This window comes from Methyloceanibacter methanicus, assembly GCF_001723285.1.
Lineage (GTDB): Bacteria > Pseudomonadota > Alphaproteobacteria > Rhizobiales > Methyloligellaceae > Methyloceanibacter > Methyloceanibacter methanicus.
This window is the reverse complement of record NZ_LPWG01000005.1, coordinates 106,890-120,502: the sequence shown is the minus strand read 5'-3', so window position 1 is coordinate 120,502 and position 13,613 is coordinate 106,890. Positions and strand designations below refer to the sequence as shown.

Sequence of the window (13,613 nt, the reverse complement as noted above, 5' to 3'; positions counted from 1 at the left end):
CCTCACGGCGTGAAGAAATAGCGGAAGAAGTGGAAGAAGGCGGGCGCGGCATAGGTCAGGCTGTCGACCCGGTCGAGAATGCCGCCATGACCGGGGATCAAGCCGCCCGCGTCTTTCACGCCCAGATCGCGCTTGACCGCCGAGATGTTGATATCGCCGAGAAATCCGGACACGCCGACGACGGCGGCCGCGAGGGCCGACCACGGCGCATCCATGGGCGTCAGATACGGCCCCAGAACGGTACCGAGCGCGACCGTCGTCAGGACGCCCCCGATCAGCCCTTCCCACGTCTTCTTCGGGCTTACACGGGGTGTCACCTTGTGCCGCCCCAGGAGCTTGCCCCAGACATATTGGGCCACGTCTTGAACTGCGCCAACACCACGACGAAGAACAGCAGCCCGACACCGCCGGCGACCGGATTGTGCACCTCGCCCGACACCAGCAGCATGGCGAGATGGCTCAGACAGAACACCGTGAGCATCAGGCCCCAGGACAGGGTGCCGACCGCGCGCAGGAAGTTCTGCGTCTCGCCGGCGAGCGCCATGAGCGCCGGAAAGAGCAGGAACATCCAAACCGGCACGAACACGAGGAACATGGTGTACCAGTCGGTGGCGGCCCAAAAATATTGGATCGGCACGGCGAGATAGGCGAACAGCAACAGTCCGCGATCGATCCGCCGCGTGGGGATCAACGACAGATATTCCTTCAGGGCGAGATAGGAAACGATCGCGAGAAACACGATGGCGACCACCTGGTTCGCGGCGATCGCGAAGGTGAAGGCGCCGATCATCCACCACCAGGAGACCGTACGGTCGGTCAGCTCCTGATACGCGCTTGGCCCACGCAGGCGCAATGCGAGCACGATCCCCGTCGCCGCGATCAAGACGGCCCAAAGGCCCAGCGTCGCCACGACAACGTGCTGCGGCAGACCGAGCGCGGACCCGAGAGCTTGGATCATCCGCGTGCCTCCGCCACTGCGCGGCACGCGCGGTTCCACACGGTGAAGACGGACAGAGCCAGCATCGCCGCGAGCATGAGCGTCGTCCATATGCCGGGGGAAAGCCCGAGGCCCAAGAGCACCGCGAGCAGCCCGAAGCCGAAAGCCCGGTCGCTCTTGCCGAACGGTCCGTCATAGCGCCGCGACGCGCCGATCATGGGTCCGAGCACACCCGCCATTTCGGTGATGAGGCCGACGACCACCACAAGCACCAGCAGCGGCGCGTTCACGTCCGCGATCAGGGCGAAGGGAAGATAAAGAGCCGCATCGGACACCACGTCCGAAAGTTCGTTCAACACGGCACCGGTCACGCTCTTTTGGCCGTGCTCCTTGGCCATGATCCCGTCGATGGCATTGAGCGCCATGCGGACGAACAAGGTCAGCGGCACCAGAAGGAGCGGCCAGCGCGCGCCGGGCCAGAGCGCGATCAGCGCCCCTTGTGCGAGGCTCAAGGCGAGCGCCGTACCCGTCACGGCATTGGCGGTGAGGCCGGCCCGCACGAGGCGCGCAGCCATGGGCCGGAGCAAGGCCTGAAATTCCGGCTTCAGATCGTAAATCGTGGCCACGCCCGCGCCGCGCCTCCCCGCCCTCAGCGAATCCAGTTGATGGCAATATAGATCAGTGCGGCGAGGGCCGCGGCGGACGGAACCGTAATGGCCCATGTCGCCACGATCCCGATGAAGTGCGAGCGGCGCACGAGTTTTCGGCGGCGCACTTCGTCGCGGGTCGCGGGAAGCACCGGGGGCGCGTGGCGGCCCTTCTTCGTGAGAATGTAGTAGCGCCGCCGGCGGCTGTAGCGCGCGGCGTATTCGCGAAAGAAGCCGACACCGAACACCGCGCCCACCACGGTCTGCGTCGTCGAGACCGGCATCCCGAGCTCGGACGCGATGAGCACGGTCAGCGCCGCCGCCAGGGCCACGCAAAAGGCCCGCATCGGATTCATTCTGGTGATCTGTTCACCGACAACGCGAACGATCCTGGGGCCGAACAGGAACAGGCCGAGACTGATGCCGACGGCACCGAGCAGCATGACCCAGAACGGCACGCCCACCGCGTCCAACAGCCGGGGCCGGCCGGCATTCTCGAGAATGGCGGCGAGCGGCGCGACCGCATTGGCCACGTCGTTGGAACCGTGGGCGAAGGAAAGCAAGCAGGCCGCGAAGATCAGCGGCCCGCGAAACATCTGCCGGACATTCTGGTTGCGATTCTCCATGCCCTCCGACTGCGCATGCACCCAGGGCCCCGCCAGAAGGTACACGAGACCGAAAACGAGCAGGCTAGCCGGAACGACCAATCGCACCCGCAGGCCCCAGACGCTGCCGAACACGTTGAGCGCGATGAAGGCGAAGAAGACCGCCGCCATGAGCGCGACGAAGACCGGCACCCAGCGGCGCACGGCCGTGATCTTGTCGGGCTTGTAGTTGATGTTGATCTCGATGAAGGCGACGAAGCCCGCGGCGAAGAGCGCGCCGACGAGAGGCGACAGCATCCAGCTTGCGAAGACTCCCGCCACGATCCCCCAATCGACCGCCGAAGATCCAAGTCCGACCAATCCAGCGCCGAGAACGCCGCCGACGATCGCGTGCGTGGTCGAGATGGGGGCACCGATGAAGGTGGCGAGGTGGACCCATAGGGCCGCGGCCAGCATCGCCGACATCATGACCCAGACGAAAACGTCCGTATTCGGAAGCTGTGTGGGATCGATGAGACCTTCGGAGATCGTCTCGACGACCTCGCTTCCCCCAATCAACGCGCCCGCGCACTCGAACACCGCCGCAAGCGCCAGCGCGCCGGTCATGCTCAAGGCGCGCGCGCCTACCGCCGGGCCCACATTGTTCGCCACGTCATTGGCGCCGATCGTCAGCGCCAGGTAGCCCCCGATGAGGGTGGCCAGCACGATGAGCTGGCCGCTCTGGCCGCTCTGCGCGTGGCTGCCCGCAAGTACGGCGGCGGCGGCCAAGAAGACCAGCGTGGCGTAAAGCGCGACATGGCTGCGCGAGGCGGCGCGTGTCGCCTCTTCTAGCCGCTCGATTTTTCGCAAGTCCTTGTCAAGCGGAGTCCCGGGCTCCAAGGCCCGCCGGCGGAAGGTCGCGGCACCGGCGCGCGGTCTGACGACGCGGTCTGCGCGTTTCTTCTTTGCGCCGTCGTCCCGATCCGCCATGCACCCCTATCCCCCGCTTGGCCAAGAAATGCATTTGGGCATTCGCGTGCGCACACTCAATGGCCCGGGGCATCGCCCGGGGCACGCCCTCTTGCCTTGGAGATTGCTTAGGCGGCTTCCAACCGGAAAATGCTTCGCAGCAAAGACGCGAGTTCGGCGTCCGCGACGAGCGAGGCCGCCTCGTCGGGCGAAGCCCAGCGGACCTTCCGAGCGCCCTTCTCCTGCCAGTCCAGCCGATGCGTCTTGACGCGCAGCCGGTAGACGTCGACGACACATTTGGCCCAGGAGTAGAAATGCAGCCGCTTGGTGTACGTAAACGAACCGATCGGCGTCTTGTCGATCTTGCCGGTGACACCGGCCTCCTCGGCGGCCTCGATCGCGGCCATCTCGCTGTCCGGAGTCCCCTGTTTGGGCCATCCCTTCGGGATCGTCCAACGGCCGCGCCCGCGCGTGGTGATCAGGAGCACCTGCGGGCCCTCCGAGGTCTCGACCACGGGCAATGCCGCGACTTGTTTCAAAGGTTCGCTCATCCGTCCTCGTTCGCTTGGGACGCGGCCATCAACGCCTCTACCTTGGGCAGAATGTTGTCGACAATGACGGTGACACCCTTGCCGTTGGGGTGAATGCCGTCCTTCTGCATCAGCTCCGCATTGAGCGCGGCGCCTTCCAGGAAGAAGGGATACAGAAGAACACTATACCGCGCGGCCAGGGCCGGATAAATCGCGCCAAAGGCGGTTACGTACTCTTTCCCCAGGTTCCGGGGGGCTTCCATGCCGGCCAGCAGGACCGGTAGCCCTTTGGCCTCAAGCTTTTCGAGGATCTCCGAAAGCGCGTTCTTGGTGGCTCCCGGGGGCAGGCCTTGCAGCGCGTCGTTGCCGCCGAGCTCCACGATGACCGCGTCGGCGTCGCCCGTAAGCGCCCAGTCGAGGCGCCGCAGGGCCGCCGCCGTCGTGTCGCCGGACACACCGGCATTGACCACGCGGACCTTATGGCCGCGTTTGCGCAACGCGGCTTCGAGCTGCGACGGAAACGCCTCATCGTTGGGCAGCCCGTAGCCCGCCGTCAGGCTGTCGCCCAAGACAACGATAACGGTCTCGTCCTGCTCCGCTCGCGCGGGCGAGGACAGGCCCGCAACGCCGAGCCACAGGGCGGCGAAGAGCGCAACGAGGCGGCGCGGACAAGCAGGCGGACAAACATTGGCACGTTCCATCATTTCGACCTGTTTGCTCCTACTCTAAGCCGCTACGCTACGGGACCGGCCGAGTCGGCCCCGACCATGCCCTGACATAGGTAAGCCCTTGATCTGGGCATAGCCCCCGCCGCAACCAAGCCCCGAGACCCGCTTCCAAACATGGACCAACCCCTGAAGCAGCCCCATGCGATAGAGCTTGAAGACGTGCATGTCACGCTGCCGTCGCGCGCGGGCGCCGTCGCCATCCTGCGCGGCATCGATCTAGACGTGTCCTTGGGCGAAGCTGTGGCCGTCATCGGCCCCAGCGGTTCGGGAAAATCCACCCTGCTGATGGTCACGGCCGGGCTCGAGCGCGCGACGTCGGGTCGCGTCACCGTCGCCGGGACCGACCTCGGCACGCTCGACGAGGACGGCTTGGCCCGGTTGCGCGCCGAAAGGATCGGGATCGTCTTCCAGTCCTTCCATCTGGTCCCGACCATGACGGCCATCGAGAATGTGGCTTTGCCGATGGAATTCCTCGGCAAGGATGATGCCATGGACGTCGCGCGCGACGCGCTCGAAGAGGTCGGACTGTCCCATCGCCTCTCGCATTTTCCCGGACAGTTGTCCGGCGGCGAGCAGCAGCGGGTCGCCATCGCCCGGGCGCTCTCCACGCGGCCGACGCTCATTCTCGCCGACGAGCCCACGGGCAATCTCGACCTTTCGACAGGCGCCCATGTGATGGACCTGCTCTTCGCGCTGAAGGAGCGGACCGGCGCCACGCTCCTCCTCATCACCCACGACCATGAGCTTGCCACGCGCTGCGACCGGATCGTGAGCGTGGCCGACGGGCGGATCGTGGACGACGGGGTCGAAGCCCGGGCCAGCGCCTCGTGAACGCACACACAGCCATCGCGGATCGGCGGTCGGCCGTCCCGGGCCCTTCCCTCGCAATGACCATTGCCTTGCGGGAATTGCGCGCGGGCGCCGGCGGGCTCGTCGTCTTCGTGCTCTGCATCGCGCTTGGCGTCGCCGCCGTCGCCGCGATCGGCTCCCTGGCCGCGGCCTTCGACAAGGCGCTTGCGAACCAGGGACGCGTCCTGATCGGGGGAGATCTGTCCTTCGAGGTCGTGCACCGCCAGGCGACGGACGAAGAGGCCGCCGCGCTACGCAACCTCGGCGAAGTGTCCCGGTCCGCAAGCTTCCGTGCCATGGCGCGGGGCGAGGACGGCAAGAGCGCGCTCGTCGAGGTCAAGGCCGTGGATGCGATCTATCCGCTCTACGGAGAGGTCAACGTGATTGCACCCGAGGGTCTGGGTCCCGCCTGGCGCGAAGAGGGCACCGTACTGGTGCAGCCCATCCTGCTCGAGCGCTTGGGGCTCGAAATCGGCGATACGCTGAAGATCGGCGAGGCCACCACCACGATCGGCGGCACGCTGGGCCAGCAGCCCGACCGGCTGGCCGACCGCCTGTCCTACGGGCCGAAAGTCCTGATGTCGCGAGAGACGCTGGACAAGACGGGCCTCGTGCAGCCCGGCAGTCTCATCCGTTGGATCTACCGGGTGAAACTGCCGAACGATGCGGGCACGGACCGGGAGAACCTCAAAGAGGCGCGCAAAGCCATGGAGGCGGCGTTTCCCCAGAGCGGGTTTGCGATCCGCGACTGGACCGATCCGGCCCCCTCGCTCCGGCGCGACGCGCAACGCTTCACCCAGTTCATCAATTTCGTCGGGTTGACGGCCCTGCTGCTCGGCGGCATCGGCGTCGGCAACGCGATCCAAAGCTACATGGCGAAGAAGCGCGACATCATCGCCACGTTCAAATGCCTCGGTGCCACCAGCCGGCTCGTCCTCAACGTCTACATGATCCAGGCGGTGATGCTCGCAGGCCTCGGCATCGTGATCGGCCTTGCCCTCGGGGCGCTCGCCCCGCTCGCCATCGCAACGCTCTACGAAGAGGCCCTGCCCTTGCCGCTCGCCATCGAGCCCCATCCGGTGCCGCTCATCGTGGCCGCACTTGCGGGTCTTCTCACCATGGTGCTGTTCGTGTTGTGGCCCTTGGGGCGCGCCAGTCTCGTGTCCCCGGCACGGCTTATGCGGTCCGGTCTCACTGAAGAACGGACGCGTTCGGCCAAGCCCTTTGCGGCCGGGTCGGCGGCGGCGGGCTGGCGCTCTTCGTCCTGGCGATCGCGGCGAGCGACGAGCGGCTTGTCACCGCCGCCATCTCGCTCGGCATTCTCCTGGCGTTCGGCCTGTTGCTGGGATTCGGCGCCCTCGTGCGCGCTACGCGGCGCGGCACCGGCGCACGAAGCGCCGGCGGTCGCGCTCGCCTGGGCGAGCATCGGCGCCCCGGGCTCTCTCGCCCGCGCCATCGCCGTCTCGCTGGGGCTCGGCCTCGGGCTGCTCATCGCCGTCGCTTTGATCCATGGCTCGCTGCTGGCCGAGATCGAAAGCCATGTGGAGGTCGACGCGCCCGCCTATTACTTCCTCGACGTGGAGCCCGACGACCTTGCCGCGTTCACGACGACGGCCAAGACCATCGAGCCGGACGCAAGATGGACAAACGCGCCGATGCTGCGCGGGCGCATCGTCGAACTGAAAGGCGTGCCCGTCGACAAGGCCGAGGTCTCGCCCGATACGCGCTGGGTCATTTCCGGCGACCGCGGCTTGACCTACACCGACAGCGTCCCGGGCTCCTCCGAGGTCGAGGAAGGCGAATGGTGGTCCAAGGACTATGACGGACCGCCGCTCGTGTCCTTCGACGGCGAACTCGCGCGCGGCCTGGGGCTGAAGCTTGGGGACATGGTCACGGTCAATATTCTCGGCCGCAACGTGGAAGCCAAGATCGCCTCCATGCGCAAGATCGATTGGGAGTCGCTCGCCATCAACTTCGTGATGGTATTCTCGCCGAACACGCTGAAAGGCGCGCCGCACCGGCTCGTCACCACGCTCGAACTGCCGAAGGGGACGTCACCGGAGACGGAAGCCAAGATCGTTCAGTCCCTGGCCGAGCGCTTCCCACTGGTAACGGCGATCAAGATCGGCGACATCGTCGATGCGGCCAAATCCATGCTGGCAAAGCTCATGGCGGCGATCAGCGCGACCGCCGGCTTCACCTTGCTGATCGGCGCGGCGGTGCTCGCCGGCGCCGTCTCCGCGGGCCAGCAGCGCCGGACCTATCTCGCCGTCCTCTACAAGACCCTGGGTGCAATACGGCGGCAGATCCTCGGCGCCGAACTCATCGAATTCGGCCTGCTTGGACTCGCCACGGCGCTGCTCGCCGTGATCATCGCCACGGTGACGGCCTGGGCACTGTGCACCTTCGCCTTCGACATTGCCTTCGTGTTCGACCCCTGGGCCGCGCTTCTGACCGTTGCGATTGCCCTCGCCCTGGTGCTGTCGGTGGGCGCGATCACCACCTGGCGCGTGCTCTCGGTCAAGGCGGCGCCGTATCTGCGGGCGGAGTAGAGTCGAATCGATCGGAGAACGGCGACAATTCGATCGGCCTTTCCGAAGATCCGGACACGATCCCTTCATCTTGCGGAAATAGTCTGAAAACCCCATATTTCAGGCAAATGTGGCCTTTGCCATACCCAACTCTGAGCAACGGAACAAAGGATTGAAATTTATGGCGGAACTCGAAAGACGTTATGGGCAGACCATCGGACGCGCAGATGCGGGCGTGATCGATGAGGGCCTGCGCGCCTATATGATCCGCGTCTACAACTACATGGCCTCCGGCGTGGCCATCACCGGTGTCGTTGCCTATGTGATCTACGCCATGTCGGTCGTGACGGGCGCGGACGGCACGATCACGGGGCTGACCTCGTTCGGTAACCTGATGTATGCCAGCGCCTTCAAGTGGATCGTGATCTTCGCTCCGCTGGCGATGGTGTTCTTCCTCTCGTTCAAGATTCAGAGCATGAGCGTCGGCACGGCCCAGATGCTGTTCTGGCTGTTCTCCGCGCTCATGGGCGCATCGATCTCGTCGATCTTCCTCGTCTATGCGGGGACAAGCATCGCGCGGGTGTTCTTCATCACGGCCGCCGCGTTCGGCGCGCTGTCCCTGTGGGGCTACACCACGAAGAAGGATATTTCCGGCTGGGGCTCGTTCCTGTTCATGGGCCTGATCGGCATCATCCTCGCGTCGCTCGTGAACCTGTTCATCGGCTCGACGGCGCTGCAATTCGCGGTGTCCGTGATCGGCGTGCTCGTGTTCGCGGGCCTGACGGCCTACGACACGCAGCAGATCAAGGAGATGTACAGCGTCAACGACGATGGCACCGTGGCCGGCAAGAAGGCCGTCATGGGCGCCCTTCGGCTCTATCTCGACTTCATCAACCTGTTCATGATGCTGCTGCAGCTTTTGGGCGATCGCCGCTAAGCGCAACGCAGGCTTCGAGAGGCACGAAAGGCCCCGGCACCCAGCCGGGGCCTTTTTTTCGTTGCGGGACGCGGCCTTTTGACATTCGACGGCTCCTGGCCGCTGCAAGGCTTGAAAAGCGGCGGATCGTCGCCAGATTCCCAGTTCGCGGCGGGCCTCCCTCCCCGTCGCGAGGTTCCCCCCGTACGGAACCGGAGAAGCCCCGAGTCCCCCCGTCTCCGGGGCTTCTCTATTATCTGCTGTCCAAAATCGGCGAAGTCGTCTCAGAATTTGACGAGCTGCAAACCCTTGTCCAGGGCCCGCAAGACGCGCTTCAGATCGTGTCCGCGCTTGAGGATCAGCCCCGTGGCCGCGACCACGCTGTAGGCGCCCTGGCGGCGCGCCAGCTTGGGTATTTTTTCGATGCGATAGAGCGGCATCTCCGAGGAGCGGCGGAAGACCGAAAAAACGGCCTTCTCCTTCAACACGTCGATGGCATAGTCGCGCCACTCGCCGCTCGCGACCTTGCGCCCGTAGACGTTGAGAATTTCGCTGAGTTCCGCGCGATCGAATGCAATGCCTTCGCGCCGCGCCGCTCCCTCATAGCCATACTGATCGCCGCCGGCGCCCCGTGCCAGCGGCAAGACTATTGGCTCCGTTTCGCTCAACACGCGCCTCCTGTGACGGAACCGTCATGATGGCCCTGCGGCGGGGGAAATTCAAGCGGCTCGGGCGACGCGGCGGCAGCCGGATCGGCGCAGCACGACCTGTAACAAAACGTAATATAAATCACAGTTCCGCCCCGTTTCAGTCAACGGCACGCCCCACAAATCCTTACGATCCCTATCGTTGCCTTATGGCCCGGTTCTCGTTGAGAGGTTTCGGAATCTAAGCCCCCCAGCCCCCCGGGGCTTCTCTTGAGGACCGGGCCAATGTTTTCAGTGGCACTGCAAAGGGCCGGCACTTGCCGGTCCTTTGTTTTTTAGGCTGGGTCTCTTCGGAAATCGTTCGCGGCCGGACGCGGCAAACCTGGGGTTTCGCGGGGCGGGCGCTTGCCCTCACGTCCTTGGCTCGAGCCGCGCGTCTATCGAGGCGCGAACGTCATTGGGGCTCGAACATCGCGGCGCCGAGGATCGGCCCTGCGCCTTCCACCTGAAGCAGCGACACGAGGCAATCGCCGCCAATGCCGTGCAGGTCTTTGAGCGGTAGGCGGAGCGTCACCGGCTGGCCCTTCCACATGCCGACCGGCATCAGTTCACGGACAGGGTGCGTGTAGGTGATCGTTTCGCCGCGATTCTCGCCGCGCGTGATCTCCACCACTTCCTTGTCCTTGGCCACCGCAAGCCACACGGTGGCCTCGCGCATGTCGGAGTCCGCAGGCGCCGCGGCGATATCGACAAGCAGGCTGTCGCCTTCCGCCCTCATGGTCATGGGCACTTTCACATCCTTGAGCCGCCGCTCGGCGGTGCGAATGGCCATCTCGATAGCCGCTTCATTGGCGCCGTTCACATGCTTGATGCCGTCGACCACCACTTGCGGCGTGTACACCTTGCCGTCGCCGCGCGCGAGCGCGTAGTCGCGCTGCCGTTCGCTGTTCTCGGGGCTCGAGAGGGTGTCGTGCCAGCCGAGATAGTTCCAATAGTCCACGGAGAACGACAGCGTGATCACACCCGGCTTATCGCGCAAGGACTCCAGAAGCGCATCGGCCGGCGGACACGACGAACAGCCCTGGCTGGTGAAGAGTTCCAGCAGCACCGGCATCTCGCTTTGTGGATCCCGCTCTTCGGCGAGGCTATGGGATATGCTCCAAGACCCAGAAGGACAAACGCCAAAGCGCCGCCGAGATGCGCCAGAGAGGCTCTGGAAATGGCAATTGTCATGGCGCACAGCATGCCGGAATCACGTCCAGTTTTCTGGAAAAATCGCATCGCGCACGGTCACAACTCGGTGACCTGGATCCGCCGAAACTCCGGCAATTCAGGCCCCGATCCGTGTTGGCCGGCGCGCACCCTCTCAAGCCAGGCCAAGTGCTCCTAAGCGGCTTCTTTCACGAGACCACGCAGCACGTAGTGCAGGATGCCTCCGTTCCGGAAGTAGTCCAACTCGTCGTAGGTGTCGATACGCACCTTCAGCGGAACGGTCCGCGCATTGCCGTCCGGATAGGTGATGACGGCCTCGACGATCTGACCCGGCTGTATATCCCCGAGTCCCTTCAGAGTCACGGTCTCGCTGCCCACGAGCCCGAGGGTCTCCCAAGACGCATTGTCCGTGAACGTCAACGGCAGGACGCCCATGCCGATCAGGTTCGACCGATGGATGCGCTCGAAGCTCATGGTGATGACGGCGCGCACGCCCAACAGGCGCGTGCCCTTGGCCGCCCAGTCGCGCGAGGACCCGGTGCCGTACTCCTTGCCGGCGAACACGACCAGCGGAACGTTCTCCTCCTTGTAGCGCATCGCCGCGTCGTACATCGCCAGGCGTTCGCCCGACGGGTAGTGCACGGTGACACCGCCTTCGACGCCCGGGACCATCTGGTTCTTGATGCGGGTGTTGGCGAACGTGCCGCGCATCATCACCTCGTGATTGCCGCGCCGGGACCCGTAGGAATTGAAGTCCGCCTGGGCCACGCCGTTCTCGGTGAGATAGCGGCCCGCCGGGCTGTCCGCCTTGATCGCGCCCGCCGGCGAAATATGGTCGGTCGTGATCGAATCGAGGAACAGGCCAAGGACGCGCGCATCTTCGATATCGGTCAGCGGCGCGGGCTCCATGGTCATGCCGGCGAAGTAGGGCGGCTCCTGGACATAGGTCGAGGTGGTGTCCCACTGATAGGTGAGGCCGCCTTCGACGCATCGCCTGCCACTCCGGGTCGCCCTTGAACACGTCGGCGTAGCGGTCCTGAACATGGACTTCTTGACCGCCTTGCGCACGAGCTTCGCGATTTCCTTCGTCGACGGCCAGATGTCCTTGAGATAGACCGGCTTGCCGTCCTTGCCGGTGCCGAGCGGCTCGGTGGTGAGATCGACCGTCACCGACCCCGCCAAGGCGTACGCGACCACAAGCGGGGGCGACGCGAGATAGTTCGCCCGGACGTCATTGTTGACCCGGCCTTCGAAGTTGCGGTTCCCCGACAACACCGAGGCAACGGCAAGGCCGTTCTCGTGGATCGTGCGCGAAATCTCGTCCGGCAACGGTCCCGAATTACCGATGCAGGTGGTGCAGCCATAGCCGACGAGGTTGAAGCCCAGCTTGTCGAGGTCGTCTTGCAGATCCGCCTGTTCCAGATAGTCGGTGACCACTTGCGAACCCGGCGCCAGCGAGGTCTTCACCCAGGGCTTCACGGTGAGGCCCTTCTCGACCGCGTTGCGGGCAAGAACGCCCGCGCCCACCATCACGTAAGGATTCGAGGTGTTGGTGCAGGAGGTGATGGCGGCGATGACCACGTCGCCATGGCCGAGGTCGTAGTTCTTGCCCTCCACGGGGACGCGCTTGTCCGCCTCGCCGCCCTTGCCGTATTCCTGGTCCAGGACCTTGGAAAAGGACGTGGCGGCGTTGGTGAGTGCGACGCGGTCCTGCGGCCGTTTCGGACCCGCGATGGACGGCACGACGTCTCCAAGATTGAGCGACAGCGTATCGGTGAAGACGGGATCGTCCGTGTCCGCCTTGCGGTACATGCCTTGTGCCTTGGCGTAGGCCTTCACCAGCTCCACGCGCGAGTCCTTGCGCGCGGTCGCCTCCAGATAGTCCAGCGTCTCCTTGTCGATGGGGAAGAAGCCGCAGGTCGCACCGTATTCCGGGGCCATGTTGGCGATGGTCGCCCGGTCCTCGAGCGGCAGGTGATCCAGCCCCGGGCCGTAGAACTCCACGAATTTTCCGACCACGCCCTTTTCGCGCAGCATCTCGACCACGGTGAGCACGAGATCGGTCGCCGTGACGCCCTCGCTCAGCTCGCCCGTGAACTCGAAGCCGATCACTTCGGGAAGGAGCATGGAGATCGGGCTGCCCAGCATCGCCGCTTCCGCCTCGATGCCGCCCACGCCCCAGCCGAGCACCGAGAGCCCGTTGACCATGGTGGTGTGGGAGTCGGTCCCCACAAGCGTGTCCGGGTAGGCCAGCGTCGCGCCGTTCTCCTCTTTCGTCCACACGGTCTGGGCCAGATATTCGAGATTGACCTGGTGGCAGATGCCGGTCCCCGGCGGCACCACGCGGAAATTGTCGAACGCGCCGGCGCCCCAGCGCAGAAACGCGTAGCGCTCGCCGTTGCGTTCGTATTCCTTGTCGACGTTGAACTTGAATGCAGCCCCCGAGCCGAAAGCATCGACCATCACCGAATGGTCGATCACGAGATCGACGGGCGCCAGAGGATTGATCTCCTTGGAATCGCCGCCGAGCTTGGCGACCGCGTCGCGCATGGCCGCGAGATCCACCACCGCCGGAACGCCGGTGAAATCCTGCATCAGCACGCGCGCGGGCCGGAAGGCGATTTCGCGGTCGCTGCGCTTGTTCTGTACCCATTCGGCCAGGGCCCGGATATCGTCGGAGGTCACGCTGCGCCCGTCCTCGTGCCGCAGCAGGTTCTCGAGCAACACCTTGAGGGAGAACGGCAGGCTGCCGACGCCGGTCAGCCCGGCCTTCTCCGCCCCTTTCAGATCAAAATACTCGTACTCGTGCTTACCGACCTTCAGAGTGCGCCGGCACTTGAAGCTGTCGAGCGAGGTCAAAACCGCCGATGTCAATGAAATCTCCTTTACGAGCCCGATCGATGGGCAAGTCCCAGCAAATATGAGCGCCTACGCCAATGGCATGCAAAGACGCAGCCAACCGTGCCCAGCCTTTGGCCAAACCTCACCGAATGAGGCCGCCGAGCCCGTTTTCGGGGCCAATCTGGAGCGGAACCGCCGTCTTGACCTTTGGATACACGCTTT

The 13,613-nt window shown here is 64.9% G+C and carries 12 protein-coding genes; 3 read left to right on the top strand and 9 right to left on the bottom strand.

The annotated features are described in order from the left end of the window. Positions 1-2: 2 nt before the first annotated feature. The 6 genes from AUC68_RS18090 to AUC68_RS04220 all read right to left on the bottom strand — a co-directional run bounded on the left by AUC68_RS18090 (position 3) and on the right by AUC68_RS04220 (position 4,371). Positions 3-317 carry a phosphatidate cytidylyltransferase gene (locus AUC68_RS18090; RefSeq protein ID WP_280138515.1) on the bottom strand — a complete coding sequence of 105 codons (315 nt, stop codon included), beginning with the start codon at positions 315-317 and terminating at the stop codon, positions 3-5. Beyond that, a complete protein-coding gene (locus tag AUC68_RS18085) occupies positions 314-958 on the bottom strand; it encodes a phosphatidate cytidylyltransferase (RefSeq protein ID WP_204376960.1) in 645 nt (214 codons plus the stop codon). Before AUC68_RS18085 ends, AUC68_RS18090 begins: the two co-directional genes overlap by 4 nt. Continuing rightward, a complete protein-coding gene (locus tag AUC68_RS04235) occupies positions 955-1,563 on the bottom strand; it encodes a CDP-alcohol phosphatidyltransferase family protein (RefSeq protein WP_069436486.1) in 609 nt (202 codons plus the stop codon). The genes AUC68_RS18085 and AUC68_RS04235 overlap by 4 nt, the downstream gene beginning before the upstream one ends. A gap of 23 nt (positions 1,564-1,586) precedes the next feature. After that, positions 1,587-3,158, bottom strand: a complete 1,572-nt coding sequence (locus tag AUC68_RS04230; RefSeq protein WP_083240393.1) for an inorganic phosphate transporter — start codon at positions 3,156-3,158, stop codon at positions 1,587-1,589. Between the two features lie 107 nt (positions 3,159-3,265). Continuing rightward, on the bottom strand, positions 3,266-3,688 hold the full coding sequence (locus tag AUC68_RS04225) for an NUDIX hydrolase (RefSeq protein ID WP_069436485.1): 423 nt from the start codon (positions 3,686-3,688) through the stop codon (positions 3,266-3,268). Next, a complete protein-coding gene (locus AUC68_RS04220; protein WP_244500387.1) occupies positions 3,685-4,371 on the bottom strand; it encodes an arylesterase in 687 nt (228 codons plus the stop codon). The genes AUC68_RS04225 and AUC68_RS04220 overlap by 4 nt, the downstream gene beginning before the upstream one ends. 138 nt (positions 4,372-4,509) lie before the next feature. Between AUC68_RS04220 and AUC68_RS04215 the strand changes: the two genes are divergently transcribed. The 3 genes from AUC68_RS04215 (at position 4,510) to AUC68_RS04205 (ending at position 8,712) form a co-directional block, all read left to right on the top strand. Further along, positions 4,510-5,226 carry an ABC transporter ATP-binding protein gene (locus AUC68_RS04215; RefSeq protein WP_069436484.1) on the top strand — a complete coding sequence of 239 codons (717 nt, stop codon included), beginning with the start codon at positions 4,510-4,512 and terminating at the stop codon, positions 5,224-5,226. A 56-nt stretch (positions 5,227-5,282) separates the two neighbouring features. Beyond that, complete coding sequence (locus tag AUC68_RS04210; RefSeq protein ID WP_083240392.1) at positions 5,283-7,796, top strand: ABC transporter permease; 2,514 nt, start codon at positions 5,283-5,285, stop codon at positions 7,794-7,796. A gap of 160 nt (positions 7,797-7,956) precedes the next feature. Next, on the top strand, positions 7,957-8,712 hold the full coding sequence (locus AUC68_RS04205) for a Bax inhibitor-1/YccA family protein (RefSeq protein WP_069436483.1): 756 nt from the start codon (positions 7,957-7,959) through the stop codon (positions 8,710-8,712). Between the two features lie 263 nt (positions 8,713-8,975). On the opposite strand, the gene AUC68_RS04200 is transcribed toward AUC68_RS04205, so the two are convergent. From AUC68_RS04200 to acnA, 3 genes are all read right to left on the bottom strand, one after another. Further along, complete coding sequence (locus tag AUC68_RS04200; RefSeq protein ID WP_083240406.1) at positions 8,976-9,359, bottom strand: DUF2794 domain-containing protein; 384 nt, start codon at positions 9,357-9,359, stop codon at positions 8,976-8,978. A gap of 433 nt (positions 9,360-9,792) precedes the next feature. Beyond that, positions 9,793-10,446 (bottom strand): DUF1223 domain-containing protein, encoded by a 654-nt coding sequence (locus AUC68_RS04195; RefSeq protein WP_158008223.1) that lies wholly within the window; start codon positions 10,444-10,446, stop codon positions 9,793-9,795. A 278-nt stretch (positions 10,447-10,724) separates the two neighbouring features. Further along, positions 10,725-13,424, bottom strand: coding sequence for an aconitate hydratase AcnA (acnA, locus tag AUC68_RS04190; RefSeq protein WP_244500386.1), 2,700 nt, complete (start codon positions 13,422-13,424; stop codon positions 10,725-10,727). Between the last annotated feature and the right edge of the window lie 189 nt (positions 13,425-13,613).